Source organism: Nonomuraea sp. PA05, from assembly GCF_008086045.1.
GTDB classification, from domain to species: Bacteria; Actinomycetota; Actinomycetes; order Streptosporangiales; family Streptosporangiaceae; genus Nonomuraea; species Nonomuraea monospora.
The window spans coordinates 210,893-227,755 of the sequence record NZ_VSEY01000005.1 but is presented as its reverse complement, the minus strand read 5'-3'; the positions used below and the strand labels follow the sequence as shown (position 1 = coordinate 227,755).

The following is a 16,863-nucleotide window of genomic DNA, read 5'->3' as shown; positions in this document are numbered from 1 at the left end:
CCCCGTAACCCTTCCGTCCAGCACGAACCTGAGCCTCATCGGGCCGATCTCCTGGCGAGCACCGCCGCCGCGAGCGGGGTGTTCGGCCCCGCCGCCAGGATCAGCTCCTCCTGCAACCGCCGCCGCGCCGCCGCCGTGAGCCGGTGGAACTGCGGCCCCGGCACGTAGCCGCCGGCCTCCTCGCCCGCCTTCACCTGGCCGAGCAGCCCCGCGTGCCGCAACGTCCGCAACGCCGACTCCAGCTCGCCGATCGGGAGCTGGGTGTGCCGGCGCAGCTCCTCGGCCGGGGTGGGGTGCGGCGACAGCCACGAGTCCTCCGGCAGCAGCCCCTCGGCGCGCGGGATGGCCACGGAGTGCACGAGGACGAGCGTCAGCACCGCCCGCTCGGCGACGCCGAGCGACCCGCGCGCGAGGCCGGGCGTGCCGGCGGCGTCCAGAGCGGCGACGGCACCGGCTGTGCCGAGGGCGCCGATCGTGCCGGCGACGGCGTCGTCGTAGCCGGAGGTCCAGCGGTCGCGGTGCTGGATGAGCGTACGGCCGCGCCTGGCCAGCATCTCGCCCAGCGTGCGCCGCAGCGCGGGGTCGCGCAGCGCGGCGAAGCGCACCTCCTGCACCGGCTCGGCCGCGTGCTCGACCACCATGAACGCCGCCACGAGCTCCGCCCGCCGCCGCTCGTCGTAGCCGCCCAGCAGGTCGTCGGACTCGGCCGCCCCGCCTTCGACCCGCCCTCCGGCCACCGGATCGGCCGGCACCTCCGCCGGCCGGGAGGCCGCGACGATCTCGGCGTCGCCCACCACGGTCAGCGCCGCCCGTTCGGGCTCAGGCAGCCGCCGCACCAGCTCCTGGAGCTGCGCGTGCGCCTCCACCGGCCACAGCGCGCACCGTGGCCCGAGCAGCACCACCCCGTCGTCCATCACGATCCAGGCGGAGTCGTGCAGCCGCCGCAGCGCGCCCCTGGCCCAGTTGCGCATGAGGTCGTCGGTGCGCCCGATCAGCTCCCGGTAGGTGTCGAGCACCAGCTCGACCGGCGCCGGGTCGCCGGGCCACGGATCGACCGACAGGTCGGTCCAGCAGCACTTGAGCACCGCCGCCAGCACCCGTCGCGTCTCGCCGGACCGCTCCACGGCCACGGGCGCCACCTGGTGCTCCTCCAGCAGGGACGGCGTGACCCCGTCGGGCCACACGGGCAGGGCGTCGCCGGTGGAGTCGGGCCTGGTCAGCCGGATCATGCCGGGGGCGGCGAGCACTCCGGCGCCGAGCCGGGCGGGCCCGTGGGCGCGCACCAGCGCGTGCGAGACGGCCGCTTGTCGCTGGTCCATCAGCTGCGCTCCAGATAGCCGTGCGAGAGCCAGGCGGGCTCGCGGCCGGGATCGACGCTCAGCCCGTCGCACCAGGTGAGCCGGTAGGGCAGCTCGGGCCGCAGGTCGACGGTGGTCAGGTCGGCCAGGACGCGCCGGGCCGCGACCCAGTCGGCGGAGCCGAGCACGTCGCCCAGCGCCACCCGCGAGGCGTCGCCCAGCAGCGACTCGGCCATCTGCGTGAGCCGCTCGATCGCGGCGCCCGGCGTGGAGTCGAGCGAGGACTCGGGGCCAGGGTCGGGCAGCGTGGAGCGCGGGGGAGTGGGCTGGGCGGGCGCGGGCCGCGGCGCCTCGTCCACGGCGCGCGCGATGGCGGCGGGATCGTGCCAGGGCGCGGGCGCGTCGAAGACGAACCCGTCGAGCACGGCCGCGAGGCGCTCCTTGGACGCGGTCTGCGCGAACGTCCGCCACGTCTCGGTGGGCAGCAGTGTCAGGTTGCGCGTGGTGCCCGCCGAGTCGGCCAGGCGGCCGGCGGCGCGGCGCGAGGCGTCGCTGTAGGCGTAGATGGCGGCCCGCAGGTCGGTGCAGACCCGGTCGAGCTCGGGCCAGCGGGTCAGGATCGTGCCGTGCAGGCCCTGCGCGCGCCGCGCGATCTCCTCGGTGCCCCACAGCTTGGGCGCCTGCTCGCGCAGCTCCTCGATGGTGCCCGTGGTGAGCGTGATCAGCTCCAGCGCCCACAGCCGGAACGCACGCGCCATGTTCAGCGCGCTCTGCCTGGCCTCCTCCATCGTGGTGCGCGGGTCGGCGACGTTGAGGTCTTCGAGGGCGAGCAGCCGGTGCATCTCGGACTGGCCGCCGTCGTCCATCATCCGCCTGATGAACATCAGCCCCACCACACTGGTGAACGAGGCGCGGTAGCGGAGCTGGTTGGGCTTGGGGAACACCTCGCGGATCGCGCCGAGCCCCTTGAGCACGCGCAGCCGGTTGTCGAACTGGTCGGTGGGGTAGGCGCGGCAGGCGAAGCGCATCTGCTCGTGCGTCAGCCACTCCTCACCCGCCTCCGCGAACGCCGCGAACAGCGTCTCGGCGATGTCGACCAGGGCCGGATCGTCGACCACCGCCCCGCTGTCGCGGGCCAGCGCGGCGAACATGCGGCGGTAGGTGGACAGGACCGCCTCGTCGGTGAGGACGGAGTCGAGGGTCAGGGGCTGTTCGGACACGGGCTCTAAGGTACGGCTTCACACCGACACTCTTGGAACTCGCGCACCGGCGCTCCCATGGCTACCAGCCAGTACATACACGTAAGGGACGTCCGGGCGCTAGGGTGATCCCCGGTATTCCGGGGCGCAACGCTCCCTAGTCGTACAAACCGGGGTGGGTAGGCAGGTGAGCGTGCTCCGAGGCGACCGTGCCACGGCGGTGATCGCCGGGGTGGCGGCCGTGATCCTGGTCGCCGCGGCGGCGTGGTTCGGCGTGGGCGTCTCCAGCGCCAACCCCAAGCTGGCCGACGTCGGCGCGTGGCTGTGGACCAAGGCCCGCGGCAAGATCGTGCACGTCAACGGCCTGTCCGGCGAGGTCGACGGCTACCTCGACGACAAGGCGGGCAGGCAGCTCCGCGTCGTCCAGGACGGCGGCAACGTCCTGCTCGTGGACGACCGCACCGGCTACGTCAGCCGCGTCGAGCCCAGCCAGCTCACCGTGACCGAGACCCGCGACTTCGGCGCGGCCGGGATGCAGCTCGCCATGGCGGGCGACACCGCGTACGCCGTGGACCCGGCCGCGGGCAAGGTCCAGCAGATCGACCCCGCCACCCTCGACACCCGCGGCGCCGCACTCACCCTGCCCGCGCCGCTCGGCGCGGCCCGCATCGACGGCGGGGGCCGCCTGTGGGTGCCCGTGACGGCGCAGGGCCAGGTCGTCCCGGTCACGAACGGCACGGCGGCGAGCCCGGTCAAGGTCGGCGAGCCCGGCGAGGAGCTGTCGATCACCATCGCCGGCGGCCTGCCCGTCGTCGTCAACACCAGGGCCGCCACCGCCACGATCATCGGCTCCGACGGCGGCGTCGGCGAGATCACCCTGCCCAAGGGCGTCGCCCAGGCCGCCAGGGGAGGCGCGCTCACCCCGGCCACCACCGAGGGCCCCCTGGTGCCGATCCTCGCGCCCGGCGACTCCGGCCTCCTCGTCGTGATCGACACGGGCTCCAACTCCGTGCTCAGCACCAGGTTCACCGCCGCCGACCCGGCCAAGCTGGGCGTGCCGCAGGTGCTCGGCACCAAGGTGTACGTGCCCGACCAGGGCAGCGGCTCGCTGATCGTCTGGGACAGCGCGGCGGGCGGCCGCCCCACGACGCTCCAGGTGGCGCAGCGGCCCGGCCCGGTGGACGTGTTCGTCAAGGACGGGCTGCTCTGGGCGAACGACGAGAACGGCGACAAGGCCGTCGTCATCGACCCCGAGGGCCGCAAGCACGACGTCGACAAGGACGACTCCGACGTACCGGGACCGTCCAGCACCCCCAAGCCCCGGCCCACCCCGCGCACCGAGCCCACCCGCGCCGACACCCCGCCCGATCCAGACCCCGAGCCCGAGCAGGAGCCGGTCAAGACCCCCGAACGGCCCAGCGCCACCCCCACCAGGGAGGCGCCCGCCAAGAGCCCCAGCCCCACGCCGTCCGCCACCGCGCCGTCCGCGCCCGGCGCCGTGACCGCCAGGTCGGGCCCCGGCAGGGTGACCGTGACCTTCAGCCCGTCGAACGGTGGTGAGGTCGAGCGGTACACGCTGCGGACCTCAGGCGACGGCAGGTCCACCCCGCAGTCGGCGGACGCGGACGGGCCGTTCCAGTTCGAGTTCACGGGCGGCGACTGCGCGAACGAGTACACCTTCACCGTCGTCGCGCACTGGCCAGGCGGCGAGGTCGAGTCCGAGCCCAGCGCGGGGGTGCGGCCGTGCGTCGCGCCCGGCTCGCCCACCGGGTTCGCGGCCAAGGCCAGGAACCGGGGCGCCGAACTGACCTGGACCGCCCCCGAGGGCGCCGACGACGCCACCACGTACGAGCTGACCGGCGCCGTCACCAGCAGCGCCATCAAGGGCACGTCGTTCACCGTGGACGGGCTCAAGAACAACCAGAAGCACACCTTCAAGCTCAAGGCCAGGAACGCCGCCGGCGAGAGCCCCGACGTGGCCACGGCCGAGGCGGACCTGGCCTACCCGCGCCAGCAGTACCAGAACGCCAGCAACAACGACACCAACACGCTGATCCGGCCGGGGCCGTCGGCCAGCGGTGAGGCGGGCAGGATCCCGCAGGGGCAGTACATCACCCTGACGGTGATCTGCCAGGTCAAGGGCACGTCCTACACCGACTCCTCGACGGGCAAGAGCAGCGACGTCTGGAACAGGATCGAGAGCCAGTACGGCAACGGCTACCTGAACGACACCCTGGTGGCGACTCCGGACGGCGGTTTCCCCGAGGGGCCGCTCTTCGAGTGCACCGACTGAGAAGGGGACTCAGTTGACCCAGTACAACTATCAGGACCGCTTCGAGCAGCCGCCACCCGTCTACGAGCAGCAACAACCCCAGCAGCAGCTCGCCGGCCAGTTCGCGCAGCGCTTCCAGCTCCTGGCCGGCAACATCGAACGCATCATCCGCGGCAAGCACGAAGCCATCGAGCTGGCCCTGATCTGCCTGTTCGCCGAGGGACACCTGCTGGTCGAGGACGTCCCCGGCACCGGCAAGACCACGCTCGCCCGGTCGCTGGCCGCCAGCGTGGACGCGGTGTGGCGGCGCATCCAGTTCACCCCCGACCTGCTGCCCAGCGACATCACCGGCGTGTCGATCTTCAACCAGGCGCACCAGAAGTTCGAGTTCCACCAGGGGCCGGTCTTCGCCAACATCGTGCTCGCCGACGAGATCAACCGCGCCTCCCCGAAGACGCAGGCCGCGCTGCTGGAGGTGATGGAGGAACGCCGCGTCACGGTGGACGCCGAGCCGCACCCGGTGCCCCGGCCGTTCCTGGTCGTCGCCACGCAGAACCCGGTCGACATGGACGGCACGTACCCGCTGCCCGAGGCCCAGCTCGACCGGTTCCTGATGAAGATCTCCGTGGGGTACCCGGACCACGCGTCCGAGGTCGAGGTGCTCAAGGGCATGCCGACGGGGCCGCAGGTCGAACGGCTGCCCGTGGTGGCGCGCTCGTCCGACGTGGCCGGCATGATCGACTTCGCCTCGCGCATCCACGTGGCCGATCCCGTCTACGACTACATCGTGGCGTTGTGCGGCGCCACCCGCATCAGCCCGCACCTGCGGCTCGGCGCCAGCCCCCGGGGCAGCCTCGCGCTGCTGCGCGCCGCCCGCGTCAAGGCCGCCGCGGCGGGGCGGCACTACGTGGTGCCCGAGGACGTCAAGGCGCTGGCCGTGCCGGTGCTCGCGCACCGCCTGATCCTCACCCCGGAGGCCGAGCTGCGCGAGGTCAGCGCGGCCGCCGCGCTCGGCGAGATCCTCGCCGGGATGCCGGTGCCGCAGGCGGCGTGAGTGCACCCCCCGCCTTCGCCGTCCCCGCGCCCCGGCGCGCGCACCCGGCTCACCGCCGTGCTGACCCCGCTGGGGTGGGGGACGCTGGCCGGAGCCGTCGCCCTGTACGCCGCCGGCTTCGCGCTCGGCTACCCGGAGCCCGTCGTGCTCGCCACGGGCGCGCTGCTCGCGCTGGCCGCCGCCGTGGCGTGGACCGCTCCGAAGCCCCGCCTGGAGGTGCGCAGGGAGGTCACCCCGCTCAAGGTGCCGCGCGGCGACGCCGCCGTGGCCGTCCTGACCGTCACCAACCTGGGCGGACGCGGCCTGTCCGGCCTGCGCGCCCAGGACCGCATCGGCTCCTCCGGGCACACCGTGGACCTGCCCAGGCTGCCCAAGGGCGCGGCGCGCACGGTCTCGTACCCGCTGCCCACCGACACCCGCGGAGAGATCCCCGTCGGACCGCTCGTGCTCGTGCGCGCCGACCCGTTCGGGCTGACGCGCCGGGTCCGCGAGTACGGCCGTCCCGTCACCCTCCTGGTACGCCCGCGCACCGTCGCCCTCCCCGTCCCGCCGTCCGGCAAGGCCCACCACCTGGAGGGCCCGACCAGCGACAACGCCCCGGCGGGCACGGTCACCTTCCACACCCTGCGCGAGTACGTCGTCGGCGACGACCTGCGCCACGTGCACTGGCGGTCCAGCGCCCGCACCGGCACCCTGATGGTCCGCCAGCTCATCGACGCCAGCCTGCCGACCACCACGGTCCTGCTCGACACGCGGGCGCTGACGGAGCCGGCCGTGGACGCCGCCGCCTCGGCCGCCGTCGCCGCCGCCCGCGCGGGCTTTCCCGTACGCGTCCTGACCGGCGACGGGCCGCCGGCCGACACGAAGACGGACGCCGAGACCGTGCTGGACCGGCTCGCCCTGGTGCGCCCCGGCACGGCCGGGGTCACGGAGGCGTTGCGGATGGCTCGGGGCGGGGGGTCGCTGGTGCTGGTGACGGGGGATCCGTCGGAGGTGGGGCGGGTGGCGGGGGTGCGGCGCCGCTTCGATCGCGTCATCTGCGTGTACGCCGGGGCGGGTCCGGCTCCGGCGGGTCCGGCCGGGGTGACGGTCGTGCCGATGGCGTCGCTGGAGGAGTTGCCGGTGGCCTGGAGGTCCCGATGACCCACGGCGCCTCGCACGGGCCTGACACGCCCTCGCGGTCCTCGCGCCACGGCCGGACCGCCTCACGCAGGAGCACGCCCACCCACGGCGGGCCGCTCACGCAACCAGGCACAGTCCCGCCCAGCGCCGCACCGGTCGCCCACCACAACGCCACCCCAGGCACCCAGCCCAGCAGCGCCCAGCCCACGGTCCCGCTGTGGCGGCGCCTGGCGGCGCTGACCGTCCTGGCCGCCCTGGCAGCCACCGCGGGCTGGGCCTTCCACCGCGTCTTCCCCGGCCCGGATCTCCTCCTGGCGGTCATCCCCGCAGCCATCGCCCCCGCCGCAGTAGCCGCCCTGACCCGCACCCGCCCCCTCTGGCTGCCCCTGACCCTGGACCTGATCCTCTGGCCGGTCACCACCATCCCCCTGTACGGCGCCCTTTCCCCCACCCTCCCCGCCGACGTGGCGAACGCCTGGCACGCCCTGCTGACCACCCTCCTCCCCGCCCAGCCCGACCCGGAGCTGCTGGTCCTCGTCCACACCCTGGTCTGGGCGGCGGCCACGATCGGCGCGGAGACCCTGTCCCGCACCACGACGAGGATCACGGCCGCCCTCCCCGCCCTGGCCGTCTTCGGGGTGGCGCTGCTGCTGGGCGTGGACGGCGAGGGCTCGAACCTGCCGGTCACGGCGGCGCTGTTCGTGCTGATCGCCGCCCTGGCCCTGATCCGCGACGACCGCTCCCCGGGCCGGCTGCCGGCCGGGATCCCGGTGGCCGCCGCCCTGGCCGGGCTCGCGCTGGTGGCGGGCCCGCTGCTGCCCATCGCCGCCGAGCCGTACAACCCGCGCGAGAACGTCGACCTCCCCCCGCCGGCCCGCGTGGACAGCGTCAGCCCCCTCGACCGCGTCTCGGCGTGGCTGCAAATCCCCGACCGCGAGCTGTTCACCGTCAAGGCGGACAAGCCGCAGAACTGGCGCCTGGCCGTGCTGGACCGCTACGACGGCGTCCGCTGGACGTCGGGCGCCCGCTTCCAGCCCACGGGCGGCCGGGTCCCCGAGGGGGAGTGGACGGGCGAGGCGGACGTGGTGCGCCAGCGCGTCACGTTCGACGGCCTGCCCGGCACGTGGCTGCCCGCCGCCGAACGCCCCGAGGAGGTCACGGGCGTCAGCGGCCTGGCCGTGGACCCCGCCAGCGGGTCGCTGCTGGCCAGGACCAAGCCCGCCAAGGGCTTCAGCTACGAGGTGACCTCCCGCGTGCCGAAGCCCACCAGGGAAGACCTGCTGGTCGCCGCCCCCGTACACGACCAGGCCCTGACCGCCTTCCCCGACGGCCCCCAGGAGCAGCTCTTCCGCAGGCTCGCCCAGCAGGCCGTCAAGGGCGCCGACGAGCCGATCAAGCAGGCGTACCGGCTGCAGAGCCACCTGCGCACGAGCGCCGCCTACGACGTCACCGCGCCGCCGGGCCACTCGCTCAAGGGCCTGGAGTTCTTCCTGCAGACCACGCACCGGGGGACGTCGGAGCAGTTCGCGGCCACGTTCGCGCTGATGGCCAGGACGCTGGGGCTGCCGTCGCGGGTGGTCGTGGGGTTCAGGCCAGGGCAGGAGTCCGGGGGTATTTATCACGTCAAGTCGGGGCATGTCATGGCGTGGGCGGAGATCAAGTTCGAGGGGCTGGGGTGGCGGCCGTTCTACCCGACGCCGGGCCGCAGCGGGGCCAAGGACGACCACGAGGTGGCCTCGTCGGCGATCGAGGAGAGCGAGCAGCTGGAGGGTGAGTTCGCCAAGGGCGGCAGCGACCGGCCGAAGACCACGCAGCCGCAGGCCGCCGACCAGGGCGAGCAGGCGGGCGGCTTGGACCCGTGGCTGCTCGCGGCGGTGGCGGCGGGCGGCCTGCTGGTGGCGTACGCGAGCGTGGTGGTGATCGTGCCGTGGCGGCGCAGGCACGGCCGCCGCAGCGCCCGCGAGCCGGGGGAGCGGGTGCTGGGGGCGTGGCGGCAGGCGTGCGACGACCTCGGGCTCGGCGGCGAGCACGCCCTGACGGCGGGTGACGTGGTGTCCCGCCAGCCGGGCGACATCTCCGTACATCTCCATCCGTTAGCCGAAATTTCCAATTTCGTGCGGTACGCCCCCGAGGGCGTCACCGGCGCCACCGCGTCCGAGGCCTGGCAGCGCAGCGACGCCATCCGCAGCGCCGTACGCGCCCGCACCCCCCTCCTCACCCGCCTGCGCGCCCGCCTCCTCCTGAAATGATCGGAGACATGCGTAGCGTCACGGCCCAGCTCCTGCACCGCCCGCCCGGCCTGACCGCAGGTGAGATCGTCAGGCGGCTGGCGGCCATGCAGGCCCAGGACGTCCCCTCGGCCCTGCTCGCCTTCCGCGCCCGCTCCGCCACCCTCACCCCGGCGGACGTCGAGGCGGCCTGGCAGTCCCGCGAGCTGGTCAGGACGTGGGGCCCGCGCGGCACCCTGCACTTCACGCACACCGACGACCTGCCCTGGATCCACGCCCTCACCGGCAACGCCACCGGCACCCTGCGCCGCCTGACCGAGGAGGGCGTCACCGGCGACGACCTGCTGCCGCTCATCACCAGGGCCCTCGAAGGCCAGGGCCCTCTCACCAAGGCCGACCTGGAGGAACGCCTCCAAGGCCGGGCCCGCGGCCAGGGCGTCGTGCACCTGGTGGCGCTGGCCGCCCGCCACGGCCTGGCCGTCCTGGGCCCGCAACGCGGCGGCAAGCCCACGTACGTGCACGCCGCCGACTGGCTCGGCGCCCCCGTCGTCCCCGAGCCCGACCGCGAACGCGCGCTCAAGGAGCTGGCCACCCGCTACCGCCGCGCCCACCACCCCGCCACCCCCGAGGACCTGGCCGCCTGGTCGGGCCTGCCCATCGGACAGGCCCGCACCGCCTGGAGCCTGAGCGCCGCACCCGCGCCGCCGCCCGGGGACGCCCCGCTGGTGCGCCTCGTGCCCGCCTTCGACGAGTACGTGCTGGGCTGGCGGAGCAGGGCCCCCGTCCTGGCCCCCGAGCACGCGCGGAAGGTGTTCCCCGGAGGTGGCATCCTGCGCCCGGCCGTCCTGGTGAACGGCCTGATCAAAGGTGTGTGGGGGAGGAAGGGCGCCGAGGTGAGCGTGCAGGCGTTCGACGAGCTGCCCGCTCTGGACGGCGAGATCGCGGACGTGCGGCGCTTCCTCTCGCCGCCGCCGTGAAAGCGATCCGGTGTATCGGGTGATACCAGATGAACACTGGTACATCGGAAGGTTGCCCATGACGGGGGAGACGATCGCGGCCACGGCGCCGCCCGCCTGGACGGCCCGCGCGCCGGGCGCGCCGCCCGACACGCTGGACGGCACCCTGGACGGCACCCTGGACGGCGCTGACGCGTTCGCCGCCGCGTTCGACGCGTACTTCGGCGAGATCCACGGCTACGTCGCCCAGCGGCTCGGCCCCGACATCGCCGAGGACATCGTGGCCGAGACGTTCCTGACCGCGTTCCGCAAGCGCGACCGCTACGACCCGTCCCGCGCGGGGGTGCGGGCCTGGCTGTACGGCATCGCCACTAACCTCATCGGCAAGCACCGCCGCCTGGAGGCACGCACGCTGCGCGCCCTCGGCCGCTGCCGCCCCGACACGGACGCGCCCGGCCACGAGGAGTCGGTGGCCGTGCGCGTCAGCGCCCAGAGCCTGCGCCCCGAACTGGCCGCCGCCCTGGCCGAGCTGGACCGGCGCGACCGCGACGTGCTGCTGCTGGTCGCGCTGGCGGGGCTGAGCCACGACGAGATCGCCACCGCGCTCGGCATCCCGTACGGCACGGTCGGCTCCCGCCTGAGCCGCGCCAGGAAGAAGCTGCGCGGCCGGCTGGGGGAGGAGGCGCGGGGCGATGGATGAGCTGATCCGCGAGCTGTACGGCAGGCCGGAGCCGGCCCCGCACGCCCAGACCCGGGTGTGGCGGCGCATCACGCTGCGCCGCCGGCGCCGCCGCCTGTCCTGGCCGGCGATCGTCCCCGCGACCGCCGCGGCCCTCGCGCTGTTCCTCCTGATGCCCCGCGAGCAGCCCGTGGACACGGGCAGGGAGATCCTCCTGACGGCCGCCGGCTCGGCCGCGTCCGCCACGTCGCGGGGCACGTACTGGCACGTCAAGAAGGTGTACGACGGCGTCAGGGAGACCGACCTGTGGGTCACGCGGCAGGGCGGGGCGTGGACCGCCGAACAGGGCCGCGTCACCCGCGTCACCGGCCGCTCGCCGTTCAGCATGGCCGGGCGGGACCTGAGCTTCGACCAGATCCAGGCGCTGCCCTCGGACCCCGGAGAGCTGCGCGAGCGGGTCGCCGCGATGCTGCCCGCAGGCTCGCGTGGGCTGCTCGCCGACGCGCTCGGCGGCCTGCTGTGGACCAAGCCGTCCCCGCCCGGCGTGCGCGCCGCCGCCTACCGCGCGCTCGCCGATCTGCCCGAGGTCCGCTACCTGGGTACGGCCACCGACGATCGGGGACGCGACGGTGAGGCGTTCTCCTTCGCCCTGCCCACCGGCGTCCGGCGCACGCTGATCATCGACCCGGCCACCTCGCAGGTGCTGTCCAGCGAGGACGGCACCCGCTCCGAGCTCGTCCTCACCGCGGGCTGGACCGACGAAGGCCCCCTCTAGCCCCATCCCGCAGGTGCCGCGCGTGGCTTCCGCGCGCCCTCGAACAGGAGTGACGACGTGTTCTGGCGTGCCCGCTCGACCTCAGGCAAGGCCATCTGCCTGAGCGACCAGTTCCCCGCGATCAAGGTGGAGGAGGTGATGGACGGCCTGGTGACGTTCGTGAAACTGCCGCCCGTGCGGCTCACCACCCCCGTCGACTGGGCCGCGAACCCGCACGGCAACCGCTCCTGGGCGCTGCACCTGCACACGCTGCGCTGGATGGGCCGCCTGGTGTCCGCCTACGAACGCACCGGCGACCAGGCGTGCCTGGACCGCGCCCGCGCCGTCACCGACGACTGGATCCACGCCAACCCCCGCGACGGCGCCGGCGTCAGCCCGTGGGCGTGGGCCGAGCACGCCGTCGCGCTGCGCGCCCCGGCGCTGGTGTGCCTGAGCGAGCACGTCCATACCCCCCGCCTGTGGGACAGCCTGGCCGAGCACGGCGAGATCCTCGCCGACCCGTCCCTCTACCGCGAAGGCCACAACCACGGCCTCGACCAGGACATCGCGCTGCTGGTCGTCGGCTGCCGCCTGGGCCGGGCGCGCTGGCGGGACCTGGCCGTACGCCGGATGACCGCCTCGGCCGAACTGGCCGTGGACGCGCAGGGCGTCCTGCACGAGCAGGCCCCCCGCTACGGCCTGTACGTGCACCGCCGCCTCGGCGTCGCCCTGCGCGCCATCCGCGAGAGCGGCGCCGAGGTGCCCGAGCGGCTGGTGGCCAGGCGGCGGGCGCTGGAGTCGTACGTGGCGCACGCCACCCAGCCGGACGGCACGCTCGTCCCCATCGGCGACAGCCCGGCGGACGCCCGTGCCGACGGGTTCGCGCACGAGGGCCCGGTGGTGCGGGTCTTCGACGGGGGATACGTGTTCGGCAGGAGCGCCTGGGACGACCCCTCCGCCGCGTACTACTCGATCAGGTTCGGCCCAGGACGGCGGCTGCACGGCCACGAGGACCACCTCGGCCTCACCTACTCCGCCCAGGGCCGCCGCATCCTCGTGGAGAGCGGCTTCCACTCCTACGAACGCACCGGCTACACCGACTGGACCCGCTCCCCGCAAGCCCACAACGTCCCCGTCCCGACCTCCGGAACGTTCCGGCCAGGCACGCCCACCCAGCTCCTCCACTCCTCCGTCGGCCCGTCCAGCCAGTCGTACGAACTGGCCGACGACGCCTACGGAACGCTCCGCACCCGCCACGTCACGGTCAACCACGACCCCGACACGGTGGCCGTCCACGACACCGTCGTCTCCGGAACCCTGCGCAGCCTGTGGCACTTCGACCCCGCCTTCGAGGTGGCCTCCCGTCGCGACGGGGCCGTGGTGCTGCGCGACCCCGGCGGCTTCCACGTCACGCTGCTGCAGTTCCCCGGCGAGGGCCTCGCCGTGCGGCCCACCCTCGTCTCCACCGGCTACCTCCGCACCGCCGAGGCCGTCACCGTCCTGTCCCCGGAGGCGCCGAGCGTTCTGACGGTCATCGTGCCGGGGCGGTACTAGCATCCTGCTGTGAAGAACAGGCCCCCGTACGCCCTGGGCTCGGTGGACAACGCGCTGCTCGTCCTGCACATGCTCCGCGACCGCGGCCGCGTCCAGGTCACCGACGTGGCCGGCGAGCTGGGCATCGCCCGCTCCACCGCGCACCGGCTGCTGTCGATGCTGGTCTACCGCGACTTCGCCGTACGGGACGAGGACCACACCTACCTCCCCGGCCCCTTCCTCGCCTCCGCCCCCGCCATCCCCGGCGGCTCCGCCCTGCGCGACCTGCGCGCCCGCGCCCGCCCCGCCATGGAATCCCTCTGCGCCCGCGTCCAGGAGACCGTCAACCTCATGGTCAGAGTGGGCACCGAAGTGCGCTTCCTGGACAGCGTCGAATGCCCGCGCCTGCGCCACGTCACGGACCGCCGCGGCACCATCCTCCCCGCCCACCTCGCCTCCGGCGGCAAAGCCCTCCTCGCCGCCCTGCCCCCGGGCGAACTCCTCGCCCTCTACCCCGACCTCACCGCCCGGGATCGCGCGGCCCTGACCCGCGAGCTCGACGAGATCAGGCTCAGCGGGCTCGCCCTCAACATCGAGGGGACCGAGCGTGGTGTGTCGGCCGTGGGGGCGGCGGTGCGTAACGGGGGTGGGGCGGCGGTGGCGGCCTTGTCGATCTCCATGCCGTCGGATCGGTTCGTGGCGGATGAGCTGGGGACTTTTGTGGAGGAGCTGCGGCATGCCGTCAGCGAGGCTGAGCGGGCGTTGGCCGGGTTTCCTGGGTGAGCTTGGGCAGCAGGTGGGGTTTTAGCTGGCGGAAGAATTCGGTGGCGTCCGCCAGGGAGTCTCGGCCTAGGGCGTTCTCTATGATGCTGATGGTGAGCAGGCGCCGGTAGTCGGGTGTCCATCCGTAGACGAAGGCGATGGTCCGGTCTTGCGCGTTCTTCCTCCGCGCGGAGAAACCCGGCCCCAGTTCGCCGGGCAGGTCGCTCCCCCGGGTGCTCAGCTTGGTGTTCTCCAGATCTTCCGCATCGTTGGGGGATGGGTCGAAGACTTCGACCACGAGCCCCAGATCGCCTCCCGGCGTCAGATCCTGGGCTACGGAGCAGGACGCGAAACGGCCCTGGTCCATCTTCGTGCCGACGGCCGTGTAGCCCTTGAATCCTGTGGCGATCCTGATGGCGTCCGCAGAAATGAGGCCGCATTCCCGGGGGGCCGCGGTGACATCACCCAGCGGCCGGTTGTCCGGCGGCGGAGCGGGGGAGGGCGAGCACGCCGTCGCCAGGACCAAGATCGCGCAGACGGAGACCGTCAGCAGCCGGAATCTCATGTGGCCTGCCCGGAGTAGCTGGTCTCGGCTTCCTTGAAGCCGAGCGCGATGGCGTCACCCGGCCCCTTGAAGACACGGCCGGTCTCGTTCAGTTTCAGCCACTCGTCGTAAGCCTCACGCTCGTCGGCCTTCATGTCGGCCCACGACTTGATCTCTCCGTCCGTCATGAAGTGGCCTCTGGAGCCAGGGGAGAAGTCCGCGTAGCGGTACGGGTGCGTCTTGGCAGGCACGGATTCGTCCCCGAACAGTCCCCGGCGCATCATCGTGGCCGCCGTCAGGTCCTCGAACATGTGCTTGGCTGCTCCCATGGCCGTATCCGCGTGCTTGCGGGCCTGCTGTTCATGACTGGATTTGATGTGCCCGAAGACCGTGCTCTTGGCATGCTCGACCAGGAGGCCGACGAACATTCCCTGCGGGCCGGGAACCAGGCCCACGACCTTTTCCGTCATCTCCTTGAAGGTGGCGGTACGTGCGTCGTTCTCTTTCGCCTCGCCGATCCTGGAGACGTTGGCGGCGTCCGTGATGACCCAGGTCGTCATGCTGAGGCTGCGTGTCGCCCGGGCGAATTCCGCGCCTCCGCTGCGATTCATGCGCTCTTCGAGAATGTCCTGCCGGATGGTGTCCAGTTCGGCCTTCGTAGCCGCCGGATGCGACTCATGCCAGGCCGCGAAGTCGGCGTCGACCTCCCTCCTTATCTTGGCGGCCAGTTCGTCCAGCGTCTTGGCGGCGTACATCCCGTGTGCGGCGGCCACCGTCCGGAACGCCTCGTCGTCCGTGAACGCCCACCTCATCGCCGTCCTGATCTCCGGTGCGGTGAACTTGGCGCCGTACGGTTCCTCGCCGAGCAGGTTCTTGTCCGGGTTCTGGCCTGTCACCACGCCCGGGAGTTTGTCGGTGAAGGACTGAGTGTCCCGATGCACGTCCCCGGTGTACTGGGCCAGAACGTTGCCGAAGTTGGCGCGGGTGTTCGGGAGGTTCGCCTGAACCTTGGCGCCACTCCAGAACCGGACCGCCCAGGAAGCGATCAACGCCGACTTGTACCCCCGCGACCCCCCAGGCGGCAACCCATGATCCCGAAACTCCGTAGCAGCCACCTCAAGGGCCCACCCAAGCTCCCCATCACCCCCTCCCTCCCAAGCATGCCGCCGCATCAGATAATCCAACGGCCTACGCTCCGGATCGGTGAAGAAGTCCTGCGCCACGGCAGGATGATGGGCCAGCGCGACCAGAGCCGTCCCCATGGGGCTGAGGTCGCCGGGAAAGGCGTCCCGGGCGCCGGGCATGGTATAGGCGTCTCGCGGCAGGCTGAGGTCGGGCGGATGGGCAAGGTCGGCGTCGTACAACTTCCGGACTACCGCCAGCAGGAACGAAGGCTCGAACTCCCCATCCGCCAGCAGCCTCTTCACGGCGAACGCCTGCTGCCGATCGCCCACCCCCTCCACCAGCCGAGCCGCGTAGTCGTCCGCCGGCCGCAGCCGCCCGACCCCGCGTGAGGCCGTCCCCAGCAGGGTGCTGAGCATGGTGAGGAGCCGGTCGGGGGTGGCGGCGTCCCGCTGGAGCGGACGCTCGGACGGCGGGAGGTCCGAGCCGTACGCCCGGTTGATCAGGAGCTTCAGCTCCTCGGGCGGGATGTCCGCCACGAAGGCCAGGGCGAAGTAGGGGTCGTTCTTGTGGAGTTCGATCTGGGCCACGGTCTCGGCGTCGAGCGTGTGGTCCGAGATCTTGGCGCGGAGGAGGCGGGCGAGGCGGCCGGCGGTGGCGGCGCCCTCGGCGGGCGACTTCGACAGCCAGTCTGATTCGTCCGCCCAGAGGAGGCCGTCGGCGCCGGACCGGCGATCGGGTTCGGCGAGGATGAGGTCGAGCCGGCCCTGGAGCGCGGGGACGCGCGCGCTCATCTCCCGTGCGATGGCGGGCAGCGCGGACGGGCCCCACACCCGGACGCCCAGGGACGTCAGCGCCCGCTCCACCTGGAGATCGAGCTCCGGGATCAGGCCGCTGACCCGCCGCAGGCCGTTGATCAGCCGCGTCATCAGCGCGGGGTCGATGCCGACCATGGGGCTCATCGGAAGGACGCCCCCTTGCCGGGTTCGAGTGCGTCCAGGAGTGACAGGGCGCGGGTGAAGCGGTCCTTGAGGCCCTGGTCCCAGGCGCGCAGGTCGGCTGCGAGCCGGTCGCCGGCCGCGCCTCGCAGCGCCCCGGCGTCCACCAGTCGCGCCAGCGCGACCACCTCGTTCGCGTGGTGGTCACGCAGCCGTTCGATGAGCCGCCTGGCCTCGTCGATGTGTTCCTGTGTCGCCATCGCCGCCCTGATCTCGCCCGATCGCTGAAGCCGATCTCGTTGAGGGGAGAGACGCCGGACCGAACGGCATCGTAGGCCCGGGCAGGGGCGGCCCGGCGGGGATTGCGGGAAACGCTATGGATCAGAGCCGGATCAGAGCCGG

14 protein-coding genes are annotated in these 16,863 nt (G+C 73.2%); 9 read left to right on the top strand and 5 right to left on the bottom strand.

The features are described from left to right. Positions 1–35 precede the first annotated feature (35 nt). Both FXF51_RS62485 and FXF51_RS10160 read right to left on the bottom strand, forming a co-directional pair. Positions 36–1,319 carry a hypothetical protein gene (locus tag FXF51_RS62485; RefSeq protein WP_262379394.1) on the bottom strand — a complete coding sequence of 428 codons (1,284 nt, stop codon included), beginning with the start codon at positions 1,317–1,319 and terminating at the stop codon, positions 36–38. Next, a complete protein-coding gene (locus FXF51_RS10160; protein WP_148434018.1) occupies positions 1,319–2,518 on the bottom strand; it encodes a hypothetical protein in 1,200 nt (399 codons plus the stop codon). The genes FXF51_RS62485 and FXF51_RS10160 overlap by 1 nt, the downstream gene beginning before the upstream one ends. A 166-nt stretch (positions 2,519–2,684) precedes the next feature. On the opposite strand from FXF51_RS10160, the gene FXF51_RS10155 reads away from it, so the two are divergent. From FXF51_RS10155 to FXF51_RS10115, 9 genes are read left to right on the top strand one after another with little or no spacing between them, the layout of a single operon-like run. Continuing rightward, complete coding sequence (locus FXF51_RS10155; protein WP_148434017.1) at positions 2,685–4,790, top strand: fibronectin type III domain-containing protein; 2,106 nt, start codon at positions 2,685–2,687, stop codon at positions 4,788–4,790. Positions 4,791–4,803: 13 nt separating this feature from the next. After that, on the top strand, positions 4,804–5,823 hold the full coding sequence (locus tag FXF51_RS10150) for an AAA family ATPase (protein WP_262379393.1): 1,020 nt from the start codon (positions 4,804–4,806) through the stop codon (positions 5,821–5,823). Further along, positions 5,824–6,966, top strand: a complete 1,143-nt coding sequence (locus FXF51_RS10145) for a DUF58 domain-containing protein (RefSeq protein WP_222871223.1) — start codon at positions 5,824–5,826, stop codon at positions 6,964–6,966. Further along, a complete protein-coding gene (locus FXF51_RS10140) occupies positions 6,963–9,194 on the top strand; it encodes a DUF3488 and transglutaminase-like domain-containing protein (RefSeq protein WP_148434016.1) in 2,232 nt (743 codons plus the stop codon). The genes FXF51_RS10145 and FXF51_RS10140 overlap by 4 nt, the downstream gene beginning before the upstream one ends. Positions 9,195–9,202: 8 nt before the next feature. After that, positions 9,203–10,150 (top strand): winged helix DNA-binding domain-containing protein, encoded by a 948-nt coding sequence (locus FXF51_RS10135; protein ID WP_187414288.1) that lies wholly within the window; start codon positions 9,203–9,205, stop codon positions 10,148–10,150. 58 nt (positions 10,151–10,208) lie between these two features. Further along, positions 10,209–10,829: an RNA polymerase sigma factor gene (locus tag FXF51_RS10130; RefSeq protein WP_148434014.1), complete on the top strand. Its 621-nt coding sequence runs from the start codon at positions 10,209–10,211 to the stop codon at positions 10,827–10,829. Further along, on the top strand, positions 10,822–11,583 hold the full coding sequence (locus FXF51_RS10125) for a hypothetical protein (RefSeq protein ID WP_148434013.1): 762 nt from the start codon (positions 10,822–10,824) through the stop codon (positions 11,581–11,583). The genes FXF51_RS10130 and FXF51_RS10125 overlap by 8 nt, the downstream gene beginning before the upstream one ends. 57 nt (positions 11,584–11,640) lie before the next feature. After that, positions 11,641–13,116: a heparinase II/III family protein gene (locus tag FXF51_RS10120; RefSeq protein ID WP_262379392.1), complete on the top strand. Its 1,476-nt coding sequence runs from the start codon at positions 11,641–11,643 to the stop codon at positions 13,114–13,116. A 9-nt stretch (positions 13,117–13,125) separates the two neighbouring features. Continuing rightward, the gene (locus FXF51_RS10115) at positions 13,126–13,878 is read left to right on the top strand and encodes an IclR family transcriptional regulator (RefSeq protein WP_148434012.1); all 753 of its coding nucleotides are present in this window, start codon (positions 13,126–13,128) and stop codon (positions 13,876–13,878) included. On the opposite strand, the gene FXF51_RS10110 is transcribed toward FXF51_RS10115, so the two are convergent. From FXF51_RS10110 to FXF51_RS10100, 3 genes are read right to left on the bottom strand one after another with little or no spacing between them, the layout of a single operon-like run. Further along, positions 13,838–14,422, bottom strand: a complete 585-nt coding sequence (locus FXF51_RS10110; RefSeq protein WP_148434011.1) for a hypothetical protein — start codon at positions 14,420–14,422, stop codon at positions 13,838–13,840. The genes FXF51_RS10115 and FXF51_RS10110 overlap by 41 nt on opposite strands. Beyond that, a complete protein-coding gene (locus tag FXF51_RS10105; protein ID WP_148434010.1) occupies positions 14,419–16,485 on the bottom strand; it encodes a hypothetical protein in 2,067 nt (688 codons plus the stop codon). The genes FXF51_RS10110 and FXF51_RS10105 overlap by 4 nt, the downstream gene beginning before the upstream one ends. Next, entirely contained in the window at positions 16,482–16,721 is a 240-nt protein-coding gene (locus FXF51_RS10100) for a hypothetical protein (protein WP_148434009.1), read from the bottom strand. Before FXF51_RS10100 ends, FXF51_RS10105 begins: the two co-directional genes overlap by 4 nt. Positions 16,722–16,863 lie beyond the last annotated feature (142 nt).